A 23,592-nucleotide genomic window follows, 5' to 3' on the forward strand; every position below is an offset into this window, starting at 1 on the left:
CCGAGCCCGCTGGCCGCCGGTAGGCGTCAGGGGCGGGACGGTCGTCATCGTCCGGGCCGGAAGCAGCGAACGACCCGGGCACTTGGGCCCGGGCTCGTGCGTTCTGCGGTTCGCCGTACGGATTCATTCCTTCACACCTACCGTTCGCGGGGGCGCGGCCGGGCTGTCCGGGATCGGATCCCGGCGACCGTGCCACGAGCGGGCGTACTCTTCGGATGTCTGAAATGACCGACTCCGGTGCTGGGTGCCCGACCCGGTCCTAAACGTGTCCACGTTAACGACATCGATCCGGTTCACCGTCGGCCCTCCCGGACGTGTGAATCCGAACCGGTCTTCCACTGCATTTCGGGCTCGTCCTCACCGAGCGCCTCCCGGCCGAGCACGTAGCGCTCGATCAGGTGGTTCCAGGAGCAGGAGCGGCACACCTCGACCACGAACACCTGGCACTCACGGAGCGTCATCGCGAGCACCGGCAATTCGGCCACCTTGTGGGCCTGGCCGGCCGACTGCTTGAGCTCGTCGCCATAGACGTAGTGCACGAGAGTCAGGTTGTCGCGACGGCAGATCGGGCATCGCTCGTCGGTCGGCTCGCCGTGAAAGGTCGCCGCGTTCTTCAAATACGGCGACGCATCACATACCTCAAGTGCACTGATGCGGCCATTGCGCACGTCACGGAGGACTGCCCGCCTTTGAAGCGAGTAGTCCACCACCTGTCGCTGCGTACGCATGGCGAAGAGAGTACGCGGTCGTCGCTCCCACGGCGACCGCCATCACACAGCGTGGCGCGGCGAACGCGCAGGATGCCGAGTTGCGTGCGGCCGCAACCCGATCTACGGTGACGATGTATCGGGCCGATACATCGGGGCACACACTGAGGGAGGGTCGAGGTGCTGGAGTTGGCGATCCTCGGGCTTCTGCAGGAAGCCCCGATGCACGGATACGAGCTCCGCAAGGAGCTGGCGTTGAAACTCGGCACGCTCCGTGCCGCGATCAGCTACGGGACGCTGTACCCGACTCTGAAGCGGTTGAAGCTCGCCGGCTGGATCAGCGAAGCCGAGGCGAACAACCACGAAATTGTTCCCCCGATGACCAGCAAACGAGGACGCGTTGTCTACAAGATCACGGCGGAGGGCAAGGAGCGCTTCGCCGAGTTGATCGCGGCTACTGGGCCGGAAACGTATGACGACGCCGGCTTCGGCGTGCACATGGCCTTCTTCTCCCGCACCGACACGGCCACCCGGTTGCGGATCCTGGAGGGCCGCCGCCGGCGGGTCGAGGAGCGCCGGGAGGGGCTGCGGGAGATTCTTGCCCGGGCCGCCGACCGCCTCGACGCGTACACGCTCGAGCTGCAGCGACATGGACTGGACGCGTGCGAGCGCGAGGTCCGCTGGCTCGAGGAGCTGATCACCAACGAGCGGTCCGGCCGCACCCCGGCCTTCCGCAACCGTGCCGGGCTGGCCGGCCCCACGAATCCCGCTCCCGCAGGTGGCGCGCCACCGTCGGGGACGGCACCCCCAGAATCACCGCGTCCGCACTCGGACCGGCCGTGATGAACAACAAGGAGGCAAACGCGATGGGTTCCGTCCGCGTCGCCATCGTCGGTGTGGGTAACTGCGCCTCGTCCCTCGTGCAGGGCGTGGAGTACTACAAGAACGCCGACCCCAACGACCGCGTCCCGGGTCTCATGCACGTGACCTTCGGCGACTATCACGTATCCGACGTGAAGTTCGTCGCGGCGTTCGATGTGGACGCCAAGAAGGTCGGCATGGACCTCTCGGAGGCGATCGTCGCCAGCGAGAACAACACCATCAAGCTGACCGACGTGCCGCCGACCGGCGTCACCGTGCAGCGCGGCCCGACCTTCGACGGTCTGGGCACGTACTACCGCGAGATCATCGAGGAGTCGACGGCCGAGCCGGTCGACGTCGTCCAGGCCCTCAAGGACGCGCAGGTCGACGTTCTGGTCTCCTACCTCCCGGTCGGCTCCGAGCAGGCCGACAAGTTCTACGCGCAGGCCGCGATCGACGCGAATGTCGCGTTCGTCAACGCGCTGCCCGTCTTCATCGCCTCGGACCCGGAGTGGGCGCAGAAGTTCACCGACGCCGGCGTGCCGATCGTCGGTGACGACATCAAGAGCCAGGTCGGTGCCACCATCGTGCACCGCGCGCTGGCCAAGCTGTTCGAGGACCGCGGTGTCGAGCTGCTGCGCACGTACCAGCTGAACTTCGGCGGCAACATGGACTTCATGAACATGCTGGAGCGCAACCGTCTGGTCTCGAAGAAGATCTCGAAGACCCAGTCGGTCACGTCCCAGATCCCGCACGAGATGATCAAGAGCGACGTGCACATCGGCCCGTCGGACCACGTGCCGTGGCTCGACGACCGTAAGTGGGCCTACATCCGCCTCGAGGGCCGGTCCTTCGGTGACACCCCGCTGAACGCCGAGCTCAAGCTCGAGGTGTGGGACTCGCCGAACTCGGCCGGCGTGATCATCGACGCCGTCCGCGCCGCGAAGATCGCGAAGGACCGCGGCATCGGTGGCCCGATCCTGTCCGCCTCGTCGTACTTCATGAAGTCGCCGCCGGTGCAGTACAGCGACCACGACGCCCACCAGGCCGTGGAGAACTTCATCAAGGGTGACGTCGAGCGCTGACCCACTGCGTGAAGGAAAGGCCGGCTCCCCTCAGAGCCGGCCTTTTTCACACCCTCACAACCCTTATTGGGTACGCCGTGAGCCCGCCCCCGGTTCACCCCCATGCGCGAGTCAACGCGACGCGCGCCTCCAGCTCCAGCAGTTTGCGTTTGCGCTCCAGCCCACCACCGAAGCCGACCATCTTGCCCCCGGCGCCCACCACCCGATGACACGGGACGATCACCGGCACCGGATTGTGGTTGCAGGCCGTGCCCACGGCCCGGGCGGCGCCCGGATCCCCCAGGGCGGTCGCGATCGCGCCGTAGGTGAGCATCTCCCCGTACGGAATCTTGGCGATCTCGCCCCACACCGCGCGCTCGAACTCGGAGCCGCCGCGCATCTCCACCGGCACCGTGAAGTCGGTGAGCTCCCCCGCAAAATAGCGCCTGAGCTGCTCGGATGCTGGATGTAGCGCATCCTCGCCGGCGCACGCGCCGAAGCGCACCCCGACCACGACGTCGCCCTCGACGACGACGCCGAGCGGCCCGATCGGTGACTCGACGACGAACATGCCCCAAGTGTGCCCCGGACCTATGACAGGAACTGACAGACGGTATAGCCGTCGGCCTCGTAGACCACCTCGGATCCGGCCATGGCCGCCGTCCCGTGCAGCGCGGTGAAGACCGCGTCCGCACCTCGTGGGCCGGAGCCGCGCATCAGCACCACGTGGGCGCCGACCGAGCGCGGCGACGCCAGGGCCTGTTTCCAGACGTTCTCGCGGCCGATCTTCGTACCGTCGTAGATGACCCGATCCAGGACGGGGAACGCGGCCCGCTCGTTGCCGACCAGGTCCAGCATGATCGGGCCGGTGGTGTGCCCCCGCAGGAAGTCGGCGACCCGCGCCTGGTCCTGCTGGGCCGACAGGTCCTCGGTCACCTCGCGGACGCTGACCAGGCCGTCCTGCCGGAACGCGGTGATCGAGAGCCCGGCCGTGCCGGTGACGACGATCACCGCGGCCATCGGGATCAGCCGTTTCGGGAGGCGGGACACGAGGTAGCCGGTCAGGATCGCCGCCGGCAGCGCGCCGATCAGGGCGAACCGGGCGTTGAGCAGGTACTCGTTGACCGGTGGCATGCCCATCGGCGCCTGTCCACGGTAGATGGTGGCGACGAAGAACGGCATGATCGAGCCGAGGACGAGCACCGGCAGCGACCGGGCCGAGAACCGCTCACCGATTCCGAGGACGAGCAGGCCGAGCCCGGCCACGACGATCATGGCGAGGCCGTGCTCGGCGAGCAGCGCGTTGCCGTACGCCAATAAGGTTTTTCCGAGGTGTCCGGTCTCGACGTCGGTGGTCCGCCGGGCCATCTGGTCGGCGCTGGAATTCGGCCCGGTGAGGAAGTTCAGTGGCGAGCCGGCAATCAGCTGGTTGTAGAGCATCCAGCCGGTCGACGACGTGAACAGGCCGAACGCGGCGAACATGCCGGTCAGGCCGCGGGTGTCGGGCCAGGAGCAGCCGATCCGCCGGGCGATCACCGGGACGGTGAGGGTGAGCATGCCGGCCAGGAACCAGCCCTCGTAGCGGCAGAGCATGGCGGCCATGCTGGCCAGTGCGGCCTGCAGCAGGAACGTCGGCCGCTCGGTGTCCGCCCAGCGGATCATGCCGTAGACCGCGGCCAGCGCGAACGCGTAGAACGGCAGCTCGTCCATCGGCGTCGACTGGTGGTGCAGCATGTTCGCGCCGAGCATGAACACGGCCGCGCCGGCATACCCGGGTGAGACACGGTCCGGGCTGTAGACGCGGATGATCCGGTAGATCAGCACCGCGCACGCGACGAACGCGATCATCGAGACGATGGAACCGGCCAGCCCGGTGGTGTAAAGCGTCGTGTTCCACGCGAGAAGCGACTGCAGGATGTGCGGCAGCGGCAGCCAGATCGCACCGAGCTGCGCGATGCCGGTCGTCCGGCCGACCAGGATCCGGCGGCTGATCTCCAGGTGGGAGTAGGTGTCGTGGTAACCGAGGAGGTGGCCGGTCCGGTAGAAGTACACGCACGCGACGACGCTCAGCACACTCGCCGCGACCGCGACGATGATCGCCCCGCGGTCGGCCCGATGCCGTTGCCGCAGCTCGTCCTGGCGGCGCAGGCGCATCACGTGCCGCAGCCGGATCTCCTGCGTCAAGCTGCCGACCGCATCGGCCCGGGTCCGGTTCGACGGGATCGTGGTCATCGGTCCGGCCAGCCGGACGCGAAGCATTCCTTGATCGCCTGGTCACCGCGGCCGATGAACGAGCCGGCGTTGTAGCCGCCGGCGTTCGCCGGATCGGCCCACGCGTCGAGCGTCCAGAAGTAGATGCCGGCCATGTTCAGCGACTTCGCGGCCGCGCACGCCCCGGCGAACCAGCGGATCTGGATCTGCGGCGTCAGGGTCTGCCCCTCGCTCGGCCAGCTGGCCGGCAGCCGGTAGGCGCCCGGGGTGGCGGCGATCCCGATCTCCTGGATGGTCGTCTTCGCCAAGCCGTCCGGGCGTTTCAGCAACCACTGCCGCCAGGCCGCGGCGATCTGCGCGACGGTCGCCGCGTCGCCGAGGCGGAGCTGGGGATAAGCGTCGAGGCCGGTCTCGGTGCCGGGCACGCCGGGACGACCGGTCGCCCAGACGCCCCAATTGTCGGCATAGGTCAGGCGGCCGGTGAAGGCCCGGCCCGCCGCGGCGACGGTCGTCCGCCACCAGTCCTGGTACTTGACCAGTGAGTCCAATTCGGATCCGACGACGAAACCGTCCGCTCGCGCCTCCTGGGCCGCGGTCAGATAAGGCAACAAGATTTTCCCGTACGACGTGAACCAGCCATCGACGTCGGAGGGTTTGATGGATCCGCGCCAGACCTTGCCGCTCTTGAGGTTCCCCTCGGCGATCAACGGCCGGACCAGGACGCGCAGCCCTCGTGCCCGCGCCATGCCGATCACCGTGCGCAGCGATCCCGGCGTCGGGGTCACACCGGCCGTCGTATAGACCCGGGTCGGCCTCGGGCCGTCGGTGTAGATCGGGAACGTGATGCCGACGCTGTTCGCGCCCAGCCCGACGATGTAGTCCAGCAGCCGATCGGCGTTGGCCCGCACCTGCTCCGGCGTGTTGACCTCGTGCCAGTAGATCTGCACGCCCAGTTCCGCCGGGGTGGTCTGCGCGGGCGCCGAGGTCGTCGGCGTGGCCTCCGGGGATGACGGCGTACCGGCCGGACTCCGCGGCCCCCCGGCCGGAACGTGCGGCGCGAGCGACCCGCACGCGGCCAGCTGGGTGACGACCAGCGCCAGCGCGACGATCCGCCTGATCACGGCACACCTGCAACGGTCGCTGCGGGCCGGCGCGGCTGCGGGATCGGCACGTCCGGCTCGTCGTCCTCGGCGTGCCCGTGCGGCGTCTTGTGCCAGCCACGCCGGCCGGTGACCAGCTCGAACACCGCGATGTAGGTGGAAACGCTCATCCACAGCCACATCACCTGGGCCAGGAACATGTACTTCAGGAGCCGGAGTTGCCCGCGCGTCCGCGGCGCCTCGACCAGCGTCGTCCGGACCAGCTCCAGCATGATCCCGAAGTTGCCGATCACCAGCAGCGCCGTGGCCGTGTAGTAGATCGGCGCCGGGAACAGATCCACGATCACCGGCGACCCGGTCGCGAACCAGGCGACGGTCAACCCGAGGAAGAGCGGGTTCAGCAGGAACGTCAGTGGCGTGCCGTAGGTCATCAGAAGAAAGGCAAGCCACCGATGTACGCCCATCCGCCCGGCCGTGCGAACCGGCCGGCGGCTGTGCACCAGCGCGGTCTGCAGGTAGCCGCCCTTCCAGCGACGCTGCTGCTTGTCCACCACACGGCCGGAGACCGGCGCCTCCTCCAAGGTCACCGAGGCGAGCAGGTCCACGCGATAACCGGCGGCGGCCAGGCGCGCGCCGAGATCGGCGTCCTCGGTGAGGTTGTGCGGATCCCAGACCAGCCCGCCGGGGAGGGCCACCTCCCGCAGCACGCTGACCTTGAAGTGGTTCGACGTGCCGCCGAGCGGGACCGGGAGCCCCAGCCGCACGAGGCCGGGCAGGAAGTGCCGGAAGTGGACCTTGTACCCGACCCAGTAGAGGGCGGACACCCAGTTGGTGTCGTCGTTCCAGAACACCAGCTCGGCCTGCAGGCACACGACGTCGCGCCGGGCGAGCCGGAACGTGGCCACGGCCAGCAGCAGCTGATCCGGGTCGGGACGGTCCTCGGCGTCGTAGATCGTGACGTAGCGGCAGCCGTCGGCGACGACCATCGGGAAGGCCACGTTCATCGCGTTCGGTTTGGTCTTCGGGCCTCCCGGTGGGATCACCACGACCACGACGTGGCTCAGCGGGCCCGACGCGGTCGTACCGTCGCCGTGCACCCGCAGCCCCATCGCCGCCGCGGCCGCGAGCGTCTCCGCGTCGTCCTGCTCGATCAACAGGTAGACGTGCAGCTTCTCCCGGGGGTAGTCCAGCCCGCTGACCCGCGTCACCAGCCGGCGCAGCATGTTCGCCTCGTGGTGCACCGGCAGCAGCACCCCGTAGTGCGCAAGCACCCGCGACGACCGCATCGGCGTGGTCAGGATCATCCGATGGCCGCGCCCGGCCGCCGTCACCACCAGCTTGAACAGCGCGAAGACGAGGTAGAAGGCGACGCTCGCACCGGCGATCACGGTGACGGTCAGCTGTGGAGTGACCACCAATCCATAACCGGTCGCAAGCAGCGCCGTTCCGCCGGTGATCCGCTGACCGGTGCCGAGCAGTTTCGCGGCCGTCCCGGCAACCTGTTCCGCCACGCCGATCGACCCCCACCCCGCCTAGTCCGCTTCACGCAGAACTGCAGGTTAGGAGCCTCTTGAAGGCCCAGGATCGGCCGTTCAGCCTGATCGAATTCAGACTGTTCCACCGAGTAATGTGGTCGATTCCTCGACGGCTGCCCGTTTAGGAAGGAAACAGGGATCACATTCCGTGACACCCATTTCGCTCTACGAGATGTGGCCCTGCTCGCGGGCCCACCGGAAGAGCTCCACCTCGGCGTCGTCGCGGTCCAGCGGCCCGCGGTCGAGGCGCAGCTCCTTCAGGTGACGCCAGGCGGCACCGACGATCGGGCCCGGCGGCACGCCGAGCAGCTCCATGATCGCGTTGCCGTCCAGGTCGGGGCGGACCTTGGCCAGGTCCTCCTCGGCCGCGATCCGGGCGATCCGGTCCTCGAGGGCGTCGTAGTCGGCGGCCAGGGCGGACGCCTTGCGCCGGTTGCGGGTGGTGACGTCGGACCGGGTCAGCTTGTGCAGGCGGGACAGCAGCGGGCCGGCGTCGGTGACGTACCGCCGGACCGCGGAGTCGGTCCACTCACCGCGCCCGTACCCGTAGAAGCGCAGGTGCAGCGCGACCAGCCCGACGACGTCGGCGATCACGTCCTTCGGGAACTTCATGGCCTTCATCCGCTGCTTGGTCAGCCGCGCACCGACCACCTCGTGGTGGTGGAAGCTGACCCGCCCGTCACGCCCGACCGCCTTGGTGGCCGGCTTGCCGACGTCGTGCATCAGCGCGGCCATCCGCAGCACGAAGTCGGGGCCCTCCTCGCCCTCGAGCCGCATCGCGTTCATCACCACGATCAGCGTGTGCTCGTAGACGTCCTTGTGCTGGGCGTGCTCGTCGATCTCCAGCTTCAGCCCGGCGATCTCCGGCAGGAAGCGGTCGGCCAGCCCGGTGTCGACCAGCAGCCGCAGCCCGGTGATCGGGTCGGCGCCGCAGAGCAGCTTGGTGAACTCGTCCCGGATCCGTTCCGCGGTGATCCGGTCGAGATCGGCGGCCATGTCCCGCATGGCCGCGACGACCGGCTCGTCCACAGCGAACCGGAGCTTTGCCGCGAACCGGGCCGCACGCAGCATCCGAAGTGGATCGTCGCCGAACGACGCCTGCGGGGTGGCCGGCGTCCGGATCACCTTCGCGGCCAGGTCGGCCAGCCCGCCGAACGGGTCGGTGAACTCGTGCCCCGGCAGCGACACCGCCATCGCGTTGATCGTGAAGTCGCGGCGGGACAGGTCGTCGAGCAGCGACGTGCCGTAGGACACCACCGGATTGCGGGTGACCCCGTCATACGCCTCGGCGCGGAACGTGGTGATCTCGATCCGCAAGCCGTTCTTCTGGATGCCGATCGTGCCGAACTCGCGCCCGGTCTCCCAGATCGCGTCCGCCCAGCCGTGCACCAGCGCGAGCGTCTGCTCGGGGTGCGCGTCGGTGCAGAAGTCGAGGTCGTCACCGAGACGGCCGAGCAGCGCGTCCCGCACCGAGCCACCGACCAGGTGCAGCTCGTGGCCGGCGGCGCCGAAACGGCGCCCCAGCTCGTCGGCGACGGGGGACACGCGGAGCAACTCGGCGACCGCGTTCTGCTGAGCGTTGTTCAACACAGACATGGGGTTACCAGGGTATCGGGCCGCAGGCCCGCTCCTGGGTAGCGGGTCGGGTGGTGGGACGGCGGCGTGGTCGTTCCGGAGCAATGCGGGCAGGATGGGACGCGTGCCGCTTTCTGAGGCGCTGCGTCGGCTGAGCCTGGATCCCGGGTTCTGGGCAGGCGAGTTCAGCGACGCCGACTTCCTCCCCGACCTGCTCCGGGTCTCGTTTCCGGTGGTGGACGGGTATGCCCTGATCCTGGAGATCGAGGTGCCCTCGGGCGAGCGGACGCTGGGCCTGCGCCGCCCGGCCGCCAGCGAGCCGGTCCAACTCGGCTGGGCACCGGCCCGCGGGCCGTACCCGGCGTCGCTGCGCTGGTGGGAACTGGAGGCGTGCGCCCGGGTGATCGCCCTCGCCGATCCGACGCTGCCGCACCCCGGGCTGGTGATCGCGCTGCTGTCACCGTTCGCGCCGGTCACCGGGGACGACGACGCGCCGGCCGTCGCCGCGATGCGCGAGGCGGCCTACCGGTCGCTGCGCCGCGAGGTGCCGCCGCCCGCGCCCTCCGGCCCCGACCAGGCACCGCTTCCGCTCTTCACCGACGAGCGCTGGTGGCCGGCTCCTCCGGCGCCGTCACCGCAGGTGCTGAGCGAAGCCGCGATCGCCGAGCTCAGTTCCCCGGCCCAGGCGATGGACCAGGTCCGCGCGGACAAACGCTTCCCCCACGAAGACCTTTCCGATTTGGTACGCCGTGCCGACGCCCGTCTGGAACAGCTCCCCGGCCAGGACTGTTACTCGGTGGGCGGCCCGCTGGCCCGCACGATCGCCGGCTCGGGCGACCTGACCCGTCTGCCCGATCTGGTCCGCGCGCTGACCGAGGCCGGCTGTGACCACCCGACGGTCCTGGATGCGCTGAGTGAGCCCCTGGTTCCGCTGGAGGCATGCTGGGTCGTCGAGACGCTCGCCGGGGTCGAGCCGGGCACCCTCCTGCGGCACCACGTCTGAGCTTTTCTTCTATGGTGACTCCAACATCGGCACGGTCCGGGAGGCAAGGGTGAACGGCGGCCTGTACCGCAGCACGCACGCGGCGGACGGCGACCCGCGCCCGCAACCGGGTGTCACGGTCGTCTCGGTCGACGAGCAGTCCGCCACGGCCAGCGGCGATCAGGCCCTGCCGCCGGAGCAGCTGCCGGCGTCGTCCGGCGAGAGCGGCGGGAGCACCGCCGGCCAGAGCGCGATCATGGCAATCGGCAGCCTGGTCAGCCGGATCATCGGCTTCGTCCGCACGGCCCTGATCGGTGTGACGGTCGGCACCGTGGTCGGTGACGCATACACCAGTGCACAGTTCCTCCCGAACCAGATCTATGAGTTGCTGCTCGGCGGCATCCTCTCCAGCGTCCTGGTGCCACTGCTGGTCCGGCGCCGCAAGAGTGACCCGGACGGCGGCCAGGAGTTCACCCAGAAGCTGCTCACCTTCGCGGTGGTTTCGCTGGGCATCGCCACCCTGCTGGTGGTCTCGCTGGCCTCGGCGATCACCGCCATCCAGTCCAGCAGTGACAGCACCGCGGCCTACAAGGACCTGGTCACCCATTTCGCGTACCTGATCCTGCCGATCATCTTCTTCACCGGCCTGTCCGGGCTGGCCGGCGCCGTGCTGAACGTCCGCGGGCACTTCGCCGCGCCGATGTGGGCACCGATCCTCAACAACGTCGTGGTGATCGCCACCTGCGGCGTCTTCATCCTGGTCTACGGCACCCGGTCGGAGCTGACCCCGGAGAACATCACCGCTGCCCAGATCGCCCTGATCGGTGGCGGCACGCTGCTGGGCATGGTGGTCCAGGCTCTCGGCCTGCTCCCGGCGTTGCGCAAGGTCGGCTTCCAGTGGCGCTGGAAGTGGAACCCGCGCTCGCTCGGGCTGCGCGAGATCGGTCAGCTGGCCGGCTGGATGCTGCTCTACGCCGGCGCCAATCAGCTGGCCATCTTCCTGGTCGTCCGGATCCTGAGCTCGGTCACCGGCAGTGCCGACAGCGCCAGCATTCTGGCCTTCAACTACGTCTTCCTGCTGACCATGATGGCCCACGGCATCGTCGGTGTGTCGGTGATGACGGCCCTGCTGCCGAAGATGAGCGCGGCCGCCGCCGAGGGACGGTTCGACGAGGTGAGCGCCGACCTGAGCCGCGGTATCAAGCTCACCTCGGCTGCGCTCGCCCCGATCGTCGTCATCTACGCCGTGCTGAGCGCGCCGATCGCGGTCTTCCTCTTCCAGGGCGGCCGCTTCTCCAACGCCAACGCGCTGGCCACCGGCTCCGTCCTCACGGTCGCCGCGTTCGCCGTGCTGCCGCTGTCGATCAGCTACCTGTGCACGTACGCGTTCTACGCGCTGCAGGGCAACAAGACCGTGGCGCTGATCAACCTGGGTGTCGTGGCAGTCCGGATCGGTGCGTACTTCCTCTTCGCCGAGACGCTCAAGCAGTCGATGCTGGCCGCCGGGATGACCGCCGGCAACGCCATCTCGTACCTGCTCTCGGCACTGATCTCGCTGGCCGTGCTGCGCCGCCGGCTCGGCCGGCTCGACCTCGGCTCGATGCTCAGCGGGTTGATCCGGGTCGCGGTCGCCGCGGTGGTCGCCGCGGCACTCGGCTACCTGGTGATCAAGCTGCTGCCCGGTGCCGGTGAGCCGGACGGCCGGATCCAGTCCTTGATCCAGCTGATCGTCGGCGGCGCCGTGATCCTGATCGCCTATCTGGTCGCCGCGACACTGCTGCGGGTCCAGGAGGTCAGCCAGGTCGTCGGCATGGTGCGTCGCAAGATCGGCCGATAAACGCGCGGTCCGGATGCCGGGCCTGCCCTGAACAGGACCGCTTCAACCGGACTGACCGGAAAACCACCCGTTCGTACGGGGCCGCGCCGATGCCGCGCCGGGGGACGACCTGCCGGAGCGTGGCCGAGTGCGGGTATGGTCGTTGTCGGCATGTGCTCGGGAGCACCTTGCCCCCGAGCACCGAGGTATGCACCACCGAGGGAGGACTGGTGACCCAGGTCGGCGAAGGCCACGAGACCGCGGCCGACGAGGGCGGACCGGTCTTGACCTTCGGTGAGCCCACCGCTGGTGAGATCCTCGCCGAGCGTTATCAGCTCGAGCAGCACGTCAACGACGACAGCGCCGGCCGACAGGTCTGGCGCGGGATCGACGTGGTGCTGCGACGGCCGGTCGCGGTCGTTCTCCGGCACCCGGGTGGCGACTCCGCCGCCGAGATGCTGCAGGCAGCGGTCGCGGCGAGCCGCGTGCTCCACCCCAATCTGGTCGGTGTCTACGACGCCATCGACGAGCAGCAGCGGGCCTACGTGGTCCGCGAGTGGGTCGACGGCGAGTCGCTGCGCGACCTGGTCGCGGCTGAAGGCCCGCTGGACCCGGCCCGGGCGATCGCGATCGCGCACTCGGTCGCCGACGCCTTGGCCGCCGTGCACGCCACCGGCATGATCCACGGCAACGTGCACCCCGGCACCACGCTGATCGGCGACGACGGGCGGGTCGTCCTGGCCGACGCACGCGCCGACGCCGCGGACAGTGTCGAGGCCGACGTCCGCGCGGTCGGCGGCCTTCTCTACTTCGCGCTCACCGGCCACTGGCCGCACGCCGAGCTCGGCCGTTCCGCGCTGCCGGACGCGACGCGTGACGGCAACGGCAGCCCGGCGGCGCCCCGACAGGTCCGGGCCGGCATCCCGGCCTATCTCGACGACCTGACCATGGATCTGCTCGACCGGCGGGTGGCCGCACCGGCCGCCGAGGCGATCACCGCCGAGCTCAGCCGGCTCGACGCCGCCGCCGAGGACGAGGAGTTCGAGGATGTCGGCCCACTGCGCTTCACGCAGGCCGGCGGCGCTCCGAGCGAGCCCGGCCGCAGCGCGAAGAAGATCCTGCTCGGTGTCGGCGCTTTGGTGGTCATCGCGGTGGTCGGCCTGATCTTCGGCATCCGGGCGATCAACGACTCCAGCAAGCCGGACGCGTCGGCGTCCACCCCGGCTCAGGCCGACGCGGATGCCGGTGCCGCGCCCAGCGACGCCGGCGCGGCCAGCGGCGCGCCGCTCGGCAACCCGGTCAAGATCCCGCTGACCGCCGACATGGTGCGGATCGTCGACCCGCCCTCGGGCGGCCGTAAGGACAAGGGCAAGGCGGCGTACACGGTCGACAAGGATCCCCAGACCGTGTGGGATCTGTCCTGGTACAAGTCGGCGGACTTCGGTGGGCTGAAGGACGGCATGGGTGTGCTGATCCACCTGGACCAGCCGCGCCAGCTCTCCGACGTACGCGTCTCGTTGTCCGCCCCGGGCGCGGTGATCGACCTCCGGGTCGGCAACCAGGACCCGGGCGACAGCTCGGACGGTGACAAGGCGATCCTGAGCACCTACACCAAGCTCAGCGATGCCGACGGCGCCGACGCGAACACCGGCGACAAGCAGATCCTGAACGGCTTCGACCCGGACACGAAGTATCAGTACGTGCTGGTCTTCCTCACGAAGCTGCCGCGCAACGAGGACACCCCGGGCTACCAGGTCGACGTCAACGACATCGAGCTGTACGGGTACTGATCGCACCCACGAAGCGCACAGAAGGGCCGGTCCGGATGGGCCGGCCCTTCTGCCGTTCCCGGTCCGGCACACTCAGATTGAACTCAGACGATCGTTATCGCGCCGCGTCCACCGGCGCCACGGGACCCGGACCCGATGGCTTACTTTGTTGACGTGGCATTCCGGGACGTGACACCCGGCGGGACCGGCTCGGACGGCTCCGCGCCGAGCGACGCCGAGCTGGTGCGCGCCCACGTGGCCGGTGACCCGGAGGCCTTCGGCGAGCTGGTCCGCCGCCACCGGGACCGGCTCTGGGCGGTCGCCCTGCGCACCACCGGCGACCGGGAGGAGGCGGCCGACGCGGTGCAGGACGCGCTGCTCTCGGCGCACCGCGCCGCCGCCGGTTTCCGTGGCGACTCGGCCGTCACCACCTGGCTGCACCGCATCGTGGTCAACGCCTGCCTGGACCGGATCCGCCGCCGCCAGGCGCACCCGACCGTGCCGCTGCCCGACGGCAGCCTTTCCGGCGACGACCGCGGGACCGGCCCGGAACCGATCGCCCCCACCCCGGATCAGGACACCGTGCTGCTCGTGCGGCAGGCGCTGGCCGCGCTGCCGGTCGACCAGCGAGCCGCGATCGTCCTGGTCGACATCGAGGGGTATGGGGTGGCCGAGGCCGCTGAGATGCTCGGCATCGCCGAGGGGACGGTGAAGAGCCGGTGTGCGCGCGGCCGGGCCCGCATGGCACTCGCACTGCGGGAACTGCGTGGCGGCCCGAGTGAGCCGGGCCACGACGGGAACCGTACGGGTGAGCGGGACGTCTCATCCAGGTCGGGCGACACGGTGACGTCGTCGCCGGCCGGGCGGGAACGGAGGGACCAGCGGTGACGGGCGCCGAGTTCCATGGGGTCGACATCGACCTGCTGGCCGACTATGTCGGTGGCGCTCTGGACGGCACCCCCGAGTCGGAGCGGGTGGCCGCGCTGATCGCCGACGACCCCGCCTGGCAGGAGGCGTACGAGGTGCTGGCGCCGGAGATGGCGACGGTCGGTGCGCTGCTCGGCGGCCTGCCGGCGGAACCCATGCCGGACGACGTGGCGACCCGGCTGGACGTTGCCCTGGGGGCGTCGGCGGCTGGTGGCGAGCGGGCCGGGGGCGGACCGGGAAGGGCCGCGGAGCCCACGCCCGACAAGGCCGACGCCGTACCGCAAATCGTCTTGGATCTTGATGAGCGGCGCCGGAAGCGCGGCAACCACCGCTGGGTCCGCCTGGTCGCGCCGATCGGCATCGCCGCGGGTGTGGCGGGCGTCGTGGGCTACGGATTGCTCGCCGCGGGCGACTCGGCGTCGGACAGCGGCTCCTCCACGGTCGCGGCCGAGGGCGCGCGTGGCCCGATGGTGGTCGCCGCGTCACCGGCGACGCAGGCCAGCGGCTTCGACTACACGCTGGGCACGCTGGCGCAGGAACGGAACCGGATCACCGCCGACACCCAGTCCTCTCCGATGAGCCAGACGAACCTGGCCGGCGGGGAGACCTTCGGGTTGGACCGGCTGACGGCACCGGGCGCGCTGGCCGATTGTCTCGCCGCGATCGCCCGGGAGAATGCCGGCGGCACGATGACCGTCTCCTCGATCGATTACGCCCGGTTCGACGGCAAACCGGCGCTGGTGGTCCGATTCACCGCGTCGAACGGCGAATGGGCCTGGGCCAGCGGCGTCGACTGCGGGTTGCCCGGTGGCGGCGCGGACACCCTGGGCTCGGTCCCGGTACGCTGAGCAGCACCCGCGGCGTGAGGTCGGACACGAGCCGGACCGGGGGGAATGGTGAATGCCTAGCATGGCGTTCTACCGGCGTGGACACAAACCTTGAGGAGTCGGCAGTGGACGAGGTCCGCAATCTGATCATCATCGGTTCCGGGCCCTCCGGTTACACCGCGGCGCTCTATGCCGCGCGTGCCGAGCTCAAACCCCTGGTGATCGAGGGTGTGCAGTCCGGCGGTGCGCTGATGACGACCACCGAGGTGGAGAACTTCCCCGGTTTCCGGGACGGGATCATGGGCCCCGAGCTCATGGACAACATGCGCGCCCAGGCCGAGCGCTTCGGCGCCGAGTTCCTGACCGACGACGTCACCCGGGTCGAGCTGACCGACAAGCCCACCGAGGCCGGCACCGAGGGTCTGAAGACGGTGTGGGTCGGTGACAAGAAGTACTTCGCGCGGGCCGTGATCCTGTCGACCGGCTCGGCGTGGCGCCCGATCGGCGTGCCCGGTGAGCAGGAGCTGCTCGGCCACGGCGTGTCGGCCTGTGCCACCTGTGACGGCTTCTTCTTCCGCAACCAGCACATCGTGGTGGTCGGCGGCGGCGACTCGGCGATGGAGGAGGCCACGTTCCTCACCCGCTTCGCCGAGACCGTGACCATCGTGCACCGGCGTGACTCGTTCCGGGCCAGCAAGGTCATGCAGAAGCGCGCGCTCGACAACGAGAAGATCAAGGTCGAGTGGAACTCGGTGGTCGAGGAGATCCTCGGCGCCGACGGCAAGGTCTCCGGCGTCCGGCTGCGCAACGTGGAGACGAACGAGACGAAGGTCCTCGACGTGACCGGCGTGTTCGTGGCGATCGGCCACGACCCGCGCAGCGAACTCTTCAAGGGCCAGATCGAGCTGGACGACGAGGGCTACGTGAAGGTCGACGCGCCCAGCACCCGGACCAACATCTCCGGCGTCTTCGCCGCGGGTGACGTGGTCGACCACACGTACCGGCAGGCCATCACCGCGTCCGGCACCGGCTGTGCCGCCGCGCTGGACGCCGAGCGCTTCATCGCTTCATTCGTAGAGCTGTAAGACCGGGAAAGGGGTCCTCGTGGGAGCAACCAAGGCGGTCACCGAAGCCACCTTCGCCAGCGATGTGCTGCAGTCGAAGAAGCCGGTGCTGGTGGATTTCTGGGCTGAGTGGTGCGTGCCCTGCAAGAAGGTCGACCCGCTGCTGGCCGAGATCGCCAACTCGGAGCTGGGTGAGCAGGTGGAGATCGTCAAGGTCAACATCGACGAGAACCCGCAGATCGCACTGACCTACCAGGTGATGTCGGTGCCGACCCTGGCCATCTTCAAGGACGGCGAGCGGGTCAACCTGCTGACCGGCGCCAAGCCCAAGAGCGTCCTGGTCAATTTCATCGAGTCGGCCCTCTGATCGACTTCTGAGGCCCCGCGTCCGGACTGGGACGCGGGGCTCCCTTTTGTCATCCGGAGTACGCTCCGGAAGGTCGTCCCATCTCGCCCCTAGGGAGTCGTGAGTGCGGTCCATCCGACGCGGAGACACCGGTCCAGCCGTTTCCGAGATCCGGTCGATTCTGGTCGGCCTGGAGTTGCTTGTCGTTGCGGCGCCGGCGCTCTCCGACGAGGCCCTGCCCGGCGCGGCCTCGTCCGCCGTGGCCCAGTTCGACTCGGCTGTGTTCGACGAGGGTCTGGAGGACGCGGTCCGCGCCTTCCAGCAGAGCCGCGGCCTCGGTGTGGACGGCATGGTCGGCGACGAGACGTGGCGCGCGCTGGACGGCGCCCGCTGGCGGCTCGGCTCGCGCACCCTGTTCCACTCCGTGCCGGATGCGCTGACCGGTGAGGACGTGCGCGCCCTGCAGGAGCGCATGCTCGAGATGGGGTATGACGCGGGTCGCCCCGACTCGATCTACGGCGCACGGACGGCTCGGGCGGTCGCCCAGTTCCAGCGCGAGGTCGGCCTCACCCCGGACGGGTCGTGCGGGCCGCAGACCATGAAGGCGCTGCGCCGGCTCGGCCGCAAAGTGGTCGGCGGGCGTCCGCAGTGGCTGCGCGAGGCCGAGGCGTTCCGGCAGTCCGGGCCGAACCTGGTGGGCAAGACCATCGTGATCGATCCCGGTCACGGCGGTGGTGACGATTCCGGCGTGGTGGTGCCCGACGGTCCGTTGCGGTGGACCGAGGCGGACCTCGTCTTCGACCTCGCGACCCGCCTGGAGGGCCGGCTCGCCGCGGCCGGCATGCGGGTGCACCTCACCCGTGGGCCGCAGCCCGCCGCGCCGATGAGCGGGGCGGACAGGGCCGCCCTGGCCAACAGCCTCGGGGCCGACCTGCTGATCTCGCTGCACCTGGACGGGCAGGAGTCGGCGGCCGCGGAAGGCGTCGCGACGTATCACTACGGGACCGGCAGCGGGCTCAGCTCGACTGTCGGCGAGCGGCTGGCCAACCTGGTCCAGCGGGAAATCGTGGTGCGGACCGGGATGCACGACTGCCGGACGCACGCGAAGACCTGGGACCTGCTGCGCCTCACGCGGATGCCGACCGTCCGGGTCGACCTGGGCTACCTGACGTCGCCGGTGGACCGGGAGCGGTTGATCAACCCGATGTTCCGGGAGCAGATCGTGGAAGCGATCCTGGCCGCGGTGCAGCGGATGTACTTCCCGGTCGAGCGGGACGTGCCGACCGGCTCGATCGACGTGCGGCAGCTGCGGATGGCGCTCGCCGACCGTACGTAAATCGGTCTGTGATCCTTGGGTCCGGCTCAGTTCTCCATGGAACTGGTGGCGGGCATCGGGCGGAGAAGCTTCTCCGGGCTCATCGAGCCGAGGAGCTTCTCCAGCGCGTATTCGACGTCCGACTTCCAGGACAGGGCGGTGCGCAGCTCGAGGCGCAGCCGCGGATAGCGCGGGTGCGGGCGGACCGTCTTGAAGCCGACGGACAGGAAGAAGTCGACGGGCGCGACACATGCGCCCTCCTTATCCTCATCCGGCTTCGCGTCGCCGAACGCTTCGATCGCCTTCACCCCGCGCTTGGTCAGATCGCGGGCGACCCCCTGCACCAGCATCCGGCCCAGACCGCCACCGGCGAAGGCGGGCACCACGTTGGCCGTGGTCAGCAGAGCGGCGTCGGCACTGACCGGGGACGTCGGGAACGCCATCGAACGCGGGACGTAGGCGGGCGGGGCATACATCACGAAGCCGGCCGGCATGCCGTCGACGTAGGCCAGCTTGCCGCACGAACCCCACTCCAGGAGAGTCTGAGAAACCCACGCCTCCTTCTCCAGCCCCGGGCTGCCGGAGGCGCAGGCGCGTTCCGCGGAGACCGGATCCAGCTCCCAGTAGACGCACTGACGGCAGGGACGGGGCAAGTCCTCAAGGGTGTCGAGGGTGAGATTGACCAGGCGTCGCGACATGGCGAACCCCCTGCGCTGGCGGATGGACAACCGGACCGGCGCTGGCCGCGCCCTGGAAATCGTACGTCGCGGCACCCGTGAACGGGAGCAGGTCCAGCAATGGGTGACTCCTCCTCGATGCGTCCGGCGATTAGGCTGTCGGCAGATCACTTTTCGAGATTCGTCTTTCAAGGGGTGAGAACCGCATGACCGGTACTACTCAGGACGACTACACCGATCGTTATGCGCGGCGCGTTCGCGGCATGACGACCTCCGAGATCCGCGCGCTGTTCGCCGTGGCCAGCCGGCCCGAAGTGGTGTCGCTGGCCGGTGGTTCGCCGTACATTGCCGCGCTGCCGCTCGACGCGGTCGGCGAGATGCTCAACAAGCTCGGCTCCGAGCAGGGCGCCACCAGCCTGCAGTACGGGATCGGCCAGGGCACGATCGAACTGCGCGAACAGATCTGCGAGGTGATGAGCCTGTCCGGCATCACCGGTGCCTCCCCCGACGACGTGGTCGTGACCGTCGGCGGGCAGCAAGCCCTCGACCTGCTGGCCCGGCTGTTCCTGGACCCGGGCGACGTGGTGCTCGCCGAGGGGCCGACCTACGTCGGCGCACTCGGCGTTTTCCAGGCCGCCCAGGCACAGGTGCGGCACGTGGCGATGGACGCGGACGGTTTGATCCCGGCCGCACTGGAAGAGGCCATCGCGGAAGGAGTCGCCTCCGGCCGTCCGGCGAAATTCCTCTACACGATCCCGACGTTCCAGAACCCGGCCGGTGTGACCCTCTCCGAGGCGCGCCGCGAGGAGATCCTCGACATCTGCGAACGGGCCGGGCTTCTCGTGATCGAGGACGACCCGTACGGGATGCTCTCCTTCGAAGGCGACGCGCCGCGCCCGCTGCGGGCCCGGCGCCGGGAAGGTGTCTTTTACTGCAGCACGTTCTCCAAGACGTTCGCGCCCGGGCTGCGCGTCGGCTGGATCCTCGCCCCGCACGCCGTCCGCGACAAGCTCGTCATGATGAGCGAGGCCAACGTGCTGTGCCCCAGCGCGTTCGCCCAAGGCGCCGTCACGCAGTACCTGACGACCATGCCGTGGCGCGAGCAGATCAAGGTCTATCGGGAGATCTACCGCGAGCGCCGGGACGCCCTGCTGAGCGCCCTCGAAGACCTCATGCCTGCCGGTACGTCGTGGACCCGCCCGACCGGTGGCCTGTTCATCTGGGCGACCCTGCCCGACGGGCTCGACTCCAAGGCGATGGTCCCGCGGGCCATCGCGGCGCGCGTCGCCTACGTGCCCGGAACCGGCTTCTACGCCGACGGAACCGGGCGGAACAACATGCGGCTCAACTACTCGTTCTCCACGCCGGAACGCCTCCGCGAAGGGGTGCGGCGGCTCTCCGGCGTGATCGAACAGGAACTCGCCACGCGGGCCGTCTTCGGCGCATCCGCCACGATCTCGTCGCCGCGCCGCCGTGGCCCGGCCGCCGCCGACACCCCGGGCCCCGACTTGGCATGATCAGGCCCATGGAGTTACGGGTTCTGGTTTTGGCGGGCGGCCTCTCGTACGAGCGGGACGTCTCACTGCGGTCCGGTCGTCGCGTCCTCGACGCCCTGCGGTCCACCGGGATCGAGGCCGAACTGCACGACGTCGACGTGTCACTGCTGCCGGCGTTGCAGGCCGATCCGCCGGACGCCGTGGTGATCGCGCTGCACGGGGCGACCGGTGAGGACGGGTCGCTCCGCGGAGTGCTCGACCTGTGCGGGGTGCCGTATGTCGGCGCGGACGCACGGACCGCGCGACTCGCCTGGGACAAGCCGTCCGCGAAAGCGCGACTGCGGGAGGCCGGCATTCCCACCCCCGACTGGGTGGCGCTGCCGCACGACCGGTTCTCCGAACTCGGGGCTGTCGCCGTCCTCGACCGGATCGTGTCACGCCTCGGACTGCCCCTGATGGTCAAGCCGGCCCAGGGCGGATCGGGGCTCGGCGCGGCGGTCGTCCGGGACGCGGCTGACCTGCCGGCAGCGATGGTGGGGTGCTTCGCGTACGACTCGACGGCGCTCGTCGAGCAGTACGTGACCGGGACCAGCCTGGCCGTTTCGATCATCGACCTCGGGACCGGGCCGTCGGCGCTACCCATCGTGGAGATCGTGCCGCGGGACGGGGTGTACGACTATGCGGCTCGGTACACGGCTGGATTGACCACCTGGCATGTGCCGGCTCGGCTGTCGGACGACGTGGCGTCGCGGGTTACCGCTACGGCGCTGGCGGCATACCAGGCGCTCGGGTTGCGGGACCTGTCCCGGATCGACGTGATCGTTTCTGAGGATGGGGAGCCTCAGGTGCTCGGATGCAACGTGTCTCCTGGGCTTACCGAGACTTCACTGCTGCCGTTGGCCATACAGGCGGCCGGGGTTGACCTCGGGGCTGTGGTGGGGGCGCTGGTGGAGCGGGCGGTGGGGCGGGCTCGGCGGGGCTAGCTCCTGCACTTGTGGGTGCGTGAATCGGTGGTGCACTGCGGGCGCGACTTCTTCGGAGTCGCGCCCGTGCTGTTTGCAGGCAGTGCCATCGGGGCCCGTTCCAGTGGGTGCCGTTCCAGTGGGTGCCGTTCCAGTGGGTGCCGTTCCAGTGGGTGCCGTTCCAGTGGGTGCCGTTCCAGTGGGTGCCGTTTCACCGGGCGCCGTTTCACCGGCGCCCTTCCGCTGGGTGCGGTCCACTGGGTGCCGTCCAGCTCCGCGCACCGCTCCAGCGCCGACCGCTCTACCGCAGACGTTCCATCGCCGCCCGTCTCACCGCACGTCGCTCTGATCCAGGCCGTACCGCATGCTGTTCTGATCGCGCCGTTTCACGTGAAACATCGGATCTCACAGGGAAGCGCTACTCACCTTCGCTCCCGGCTCCGGCAGCGGAACTGGCGGCGCCGGTGCTCAAAACGCCCGTGCCGGCAGGTCCGCCACGACCCGTACCCGCGGAATTCTCGTTGCCGTTCGCGCCCAGCGTCGTCTCGGTCGGCTCATCCGCAGCCGGCGGCCCGGTGGGCACGGAAACCACCTCTTGATCGGTTCCCCGGGTTTCGGCGGCCGAGATGCTCGGCTCGCGCTCCGCCGTCCCACCTCCGACGGAATTGCGATCCGGGGCGTCAGGCGCGGCTGAAGCGGCGCTCTCGGCGGGGCCGGTCGTCGGCACTTCTTCGGCGAAACCGGAGGGGGCTGAGTGCTGACGTGGGATCACGGCCACTGCATCCGCGAGGGGGCCCGCTAACGGTGGGCTGCCGGCCGACGGGGAGTCACTGTGCCGTACCCAGGAATCTGCGGAACTCGCGCCGGCCTGGATGTCGCCCAACGTTGCGGGACGACCGGAATCCTCGCGATCTGTCGCCGGGTCGGCACCCGGAACGTTCAAGGTCGCCGGCGACTCCCACTCGATGTGGGCGGGCTCGGCGATCGCCCTGCCGCCGAAGTCGGCGAGCCAGGCGGCGACGAGAGCAAGGTTCTCCCGCCACTTCTGCTCGGGGATGACCGGCAGGATGTCGTCCCAGAGCGAGAGGAACGTCCCGCGCAGTTGCAGCCGCCCATACGGCCGGGCCAGGAACCACATGTGCAGGTGCGCCGAGCCGTCGCCCCACCGATTCACGTGGACGCGGGCCACGTCGTCGAGCGACCGGATCGCACGCTCGAGCCGAACCGTCATCACGCCGAGCTCGGCCGCCAGGAGGTTGGGCAGATCCCCCAAATCGAGATGCGACCGGCACTCCAGAATCAGGACCATCGGAAGTCCCGTCGGTCGGTCCATCGCCCTGACTCGCCAGCGTTCCGAGACCCAGATGTACGCGTCATCGGGCGTCCCACAGGCCACACAATCCGACCCGTCCTCCCCGCTCCGTGGCGGCTCGACCTCCACGGGCGGCGCGAGTTTCTTGACCCGCATGTCGCCCTCGAACGGGAACGACGGCCAGCGGGTGAAGTCGGGCAGCGAGGCGCTGTTCTCGGACACGACGTGACCTTAGCCCAGGTCAGGACGGGCTGTCCCGGGTCAATTTCGCACGATCGGGGGGATGGCGTGGAACGGCCCACGACGGCCCCGAAACTGATCTACCTCCGGCGTTCGAGACGCCCGTACGTCGACCGACATCAGCGCGTGTTTCTCCACACACCGAGCCTCAAGTTATCCACAGAAGTTATCCACAGCCCCAGCAGTTTCACGTGAAACGCGACGTAGAACGCTTGCGCGGCCTGTGGATAGTGCAGTGGACAACTCCCAAGCCATTAACGCTGTTTCACGTGAAACGGGCGAGCGGTCCTGGTGTTGATGCACTCTCCACACCCTGTGGATAGTGGCCCTGGCCCATAAAGCGCATCGACTTCAGTCCCAACCTGTTGCCGCTCTTAGTCATCACGTGAGTGATGGTGGGTGCTGCGGCCAGAAGACGGCAGCTCCCTTCCTAGGGCTCCTGGCAGAGGTCTCGGCCGGCGCAATTCTGTGTGGCAGTCAGCTCCACTAGAGACGGCTCAACCGGGCTGGACCGGGAGCTGTCCCAGGAGGCGGCAACTGGCCCTGTCGACAGCAGTCGGGGCAGGGTGCGGCTTCGACTGTCGAGTCCGGCACAGCTAGCCATGCTGATCGTTCGGGCGGGCGAACAGGAGAGCCCGGCTGCGAGCTTCGGACTCCGAAGTTCGCAGCGTCCCGGACTACTGCCTCCCGAGCTCGGGCGTACCAGGATCCCCGGCCTCTGGGTCCTGGCTCCCGGGCTTCGAGCTCGCAAGGCTGTGACTACGCACGTTCGCGGGCCGGCGGTCTGCGGGTCGGCGATCCGCGGG

The 23,592-nt window shown here is 69.3% G+C and carries 20 protein-coding genes; 12 read left to right on the plus strand and 8 right to left on the minus strand.

Annotated elements, in window-relative coordinates:
* Positions 1-293: 293 nt before the first annotated feature.
* Entirely contained in the window at positions 294-728 is a 435-nt protein-coding gene (locus ACH442_RS24115) for a DUF5318 domain-containing protein (RefSeq protein ID WP_396340350.1), read from the minus strand.
* 159 nt (positions 729-887) lie between these two features.
* Between ACH442_RS24115 and ACH442_RS24120 the strand changes: the two genes are divergently transcribed.
* Together ACH442_RS24120 and ACH442_RS24125 are read left to right on the plus strand one after the other, a co-directional pair.
* Complete coding sequence (locus tag ACH442_RS24120) at positions 888-1,550, plus strand: PadR family transcriptional regulator (protein WP_396340351.1); 663 nt, start codon at positions 888-890, stop codon at positions 1,548-1,550.
* A 23-nt stretch (positions 1,551-1,573) separates the two neighbouring features.
* Positions 1,574-2,653 carry an inositol-3-phosphate synthase gene (locus tag ACH442_RS24125; RefSeq protein WP_396340352.1) on the plus strand — a complete coding sequence of 360 codons (1,080 nt, stop codon included), beginning with the start codon at positions 1,574-1,576 and terminating at the stop codon, positions 2,651-2,653.
* A 94-nt stretch (positions 2,654-2,747) separates the two neighbouring features.
* Here the strand turns inward: ACH442_RS24125 and ACH442_RS24130 are convergent, their stop codons facing one another.
* The 5 genes from ACH442_RS24130 to ACH442_RS24150 form a co-directional block, all read right to left on the minus strand.
* Entirely contained in the window at positions 2,748-3,203 is a 456-nt protein-coding gene (locus ACH442_RS24130) for a methylated-DNA--[protein]-cysteine S-methyltransferase (RefSeq protein ID WP_396340354.1), read from the minus strand.
* Positions 3,204-3,223: 20 nt separating this feature from the next.
* Positions 3,224-4,891 carry a hypothetical protein gene (locus ACH442_RS24135; RefSeq protein ID WP_396340355.1) on the minus strand — a complete coding sequence of 556 codons (1,668 nt, stop codon included), beginning with the start codon at positions 4,889-4,891 and terminating at the stop codon, positions 3,224-3,226.
* Entirely contained in the window at positions 4,861-5,964 is a 1,104-nt protein-coding gene (locus tag ACH442_RS24140; RefSeq protein ID WP_396340356.1) for a glycoside hydrolase family 113, read from the minus strand. The genes ACH442_RS24135 and ACH442_RS24140 overlap by 31 nt, the downstream gene beginning before the upstream one ends.
* Positions 5,961-7,454 carry a glycosyltransferase family 2 protein gene (locus ACH442_RS24145; RefSeq protein ID WP_396340357.1) on the minus strand — a complete coding sequence of 498 codons (1,494 nt, stop codon included), beginning with the start codon at positions 7,452-7,454 and terminating at the stop codon, positions 5,961-5,963. The genes ACH442_RS24140 and ACH442_RS24145 overlap by 4 nt, the downstream gene beginning before the upstream one ends.
* A 189-nt stretch (positions 7,455-7,643) precedes the next feature.
* A complete protein-coding gene (locus ACH442_RS24150) occupies positions 7,644-9,074 on the minus strand; it encodes a CCA tRNA nucleotidyltransferase (RefSeq protein WP_396340358.1) in 1,431 nt (476 codons plus the stop codon).
* A gap of 94 nt (positions 9,075-9,168) precedes the next feature.
* On the opposite strand from ACH442_RS24150, the gene ACH442_RS24155 reads away from it, so the two are divergent.
* From ACH442_RS24155 to ACH442_RS24190, 8 genes are all read left to right on the plus strand, one after another.
* Complete coding sequence (locus tag ACH442_RS24155) at positions 9,169-10,056, plus strand: hypothetical protein (RefSeq protein ID WP_396340359.1); 888 nt, start codon at positions 9,169-9,171, stop codon at positions 10,054-10,056.
* A 49-nt stretch (positions 10,057-10,105) separates the two neighbouring features.
* On the plus strand, positions 10,106-11,872 hold the full coding sequence (gene murJ, locus ACH442_RS24160; RefSeq protein ID WP_396340361.1) for a murein biosynthesis integral membrane protein MurJ: 1,767 nt from the start codon (positions 10,106-10,108) through the stop codon (positions 11,870-11,872).
* Positions 11,873-12,081: 209 nt separating this feature from the next.
* On the plus strand, positions 12,082-13,641 hold the full coding sequence (locus tag ACH442_RS24165) for a protein kinase family protein (protein WP_396340362.1): 1,560 nt from the start codon (positions 12,082-12,084) through the stop codon (positions 13,639-13,641).
* A 168-nt stretch (positions 13,642-13,809) separates the two neighbouring features.
* A complete protein-coding gene (gene sigM / locus ACH442_RS24170; RefSeq protein WP_396340523.1) occupies positions 13,810-14,508 on the plus strand; it encodes an RNA polymerase sigma factor SigM in 699 nt (232 codons plus the stop codon).
* The gene (locus ACH442_RS24175; RefSeq protein WP_396340363.1) at positions 14,505-15,395 is read left to right on the plus strand and encodes a hypothetical protein; all 891 of its coding nucleotides are present in this window, start codon (positions 14,505-14,507) and stop codon (positions 15,393-15,395) included. Before sigM ends, ACH442_RS24175 begins: the two co-directional genes overlap by 4 nt.
* Positions 15,396-15,499: 104 nt before the next feature.
* Positions 15,500-16,459 (plus strand): thioredoxin-disulfide reductase, encoded by a 960-nt coding sequence (gene trxB, locus ACH442_RS24180; protein ID WP_396340524.1) that lies wholly within the window; start codon positions 15,500-15,502, stop codon positions 16,457-16,459.
* A 19-nt stretch (positions 16,460-16,478) separates the two neighbouring features.
* On the plus strand, positions 16,479-16,805 hold the full coding sequence (trxA, locus tag ACH442_RS24185; protein WP_396340364.1) for a thioredoxin: 327 nt from the start codon (positions 16,479-16,481) through the stop codon (positions 16,803-16,805).
* 103 nt (positions 16,806-16,908) lie between these two features.
* Positions 16,909-18,120, plus strand: coding sequence for an N-acetylmuramoyl-L-alanine amidase (locus ACH442_RS24190; RefSeq protein ID WP_396340365.1), 1,212 nt, complete (start codon positions 16,909-16,911; stop codon positions 18,118-18,120).
* 26 nt (positions 18,121-18,146) lie between these two features.
* Here ACH442_RS24190 and ACH442_RS24195 read toward each other — a convergent pair whose 3' ends face one another.
* Positions 18,147-18,797, minus strand: a complete 651-nt coding sequence (locus tag ACH442_RS24195; RefSeq protein ID WP_396340366.1) for a GNAT family N-acetyltransferase — start codon at positions 18,795-18,797, stop codon at positions 18,147-18,149.
* A 185-nt stretch (positions 18,798-18,982) separates the two neighbouring features.
* Here ACH442_RS24195 and ACH442_RS24200 point away from each other — a divergent pair, with 185 nt between their 5' ends.
* Together ACH442_RS24200 and ACH442_RS24205 are read left to right on the plus strand one after the other, a co-directional pair.
* Positions 18,983-20,293, plus strand: coding sequence for a PLP-dependent aminotransferase family protein (locus tag ACH442_RS24200; RefSeq protein WP_396340367.1), 1,311 nt, complete (start codon positions 18,983-18,985; stop codon positions 20,291-20,293).
* Positions 20,294-20,301: 8 nt separating this feature from the next.
* Positions 20,302-21,255 (plus strand): D-alanine--D-alanine ligase, encoded by a 954-nt coding sequence (locus ACH442_RS24205; protein ID WP_396340368.1) that lies wholly within the window; start codon positions 20,302-20,304, stop codon positions 21,253-21,255.
* A gap of 397 nt (positions 21,256-21,652) precedes the next feature.
* Here the strand turns inward: ACH442_RS24205 and ACH442_RS24210 are convergent, their stop codons facing one another.
* Complete coding sequence (locus ACH442_RS24210; protein WP_396340525.1) at positions 21,653-22,747, minus strand: hypothetical protein; 1,095 nt, start codon at positions 22,745-22,747, stop codon at positions 21,653-21,655.
* Positions 22,748-23,592: the final 845 nt, after the last annotated feature.

The organism is Actinoplanes sp. NPDC020271 (assembly GCF_044388125.1).
Classification (GTDB): Bacteria; Actinomycetota; Actinomycetes; order Mycobacteriales; family Micromonosporaceae; genus Actinoplanes.

Bases quoted from the DNA above. Each gene is read 5' to 3' on its own strand.
- ACH442_RS24115 (WP_396340350.1), bottom strand. From the start codon at position 728: ATGCGTACGCAGCGACAGGTGGTGGACTACTCGCTTCAAAGGCGGGCA.
- ACH442_RS24125 (WP_396340352.1), top strand. From the start codon at position 1,574: ATGGGTTCCGTCCGCGTCGCCATCGTCGGTGTGGGTAACTGCGCCTCG.
- ACH442_RS24130 (WP_396340354.1), bottom strand. From the start codon at position 3,203: ATGTTCGTCGTCGAGTCACCGATCGGGCCGCTCGGCGTCGTCGTCGAG.
- ACH442_RS24135 (WP_396340355.1), bottom strand. From the start codon at position 4,891: ATGCTTCGCGTCCGGCTGGCCGGACCGATGACCACGATCCCGTCGAAC.
- ACH442_RS24150 (WP_396340358.1), bottom strand. From the start codon at position 9,074: ATGTCTGTGTTGAACAACGCTCAGCAGAACGCGGTCGCCGAGTTGCTC.
- ACH442_RS24155 (WP_396340359.1), top strand. From the start codon at position 9,169: ATGGGACGCGTGCCGCTTTCTGAGGCGCTGCGTCGGCTGAGCCTGGAT.
- ACH442_RS24195 (WP_396340366.1), bottom strand. From the start codon at position 18,797: ATGTCGCGACGCCTGGTCAATCTCACCCTCGACACCCTTGAGGACTTG.
- ACH442_RS24200 (WP_396340367.1), top strand. From the start codon at position 18,983: ATGACCGGTACTACTCAGGACGACTACACCGATCGTTATGCGCGGCGC.
- ACH442_RS24205 (WP_396340368.1), top strand. From the start codon at position 20,302: ATGGAGTTACGGGTTCTGGTTTTGGCGGGCGGCCTCTCGTACGAGCGG.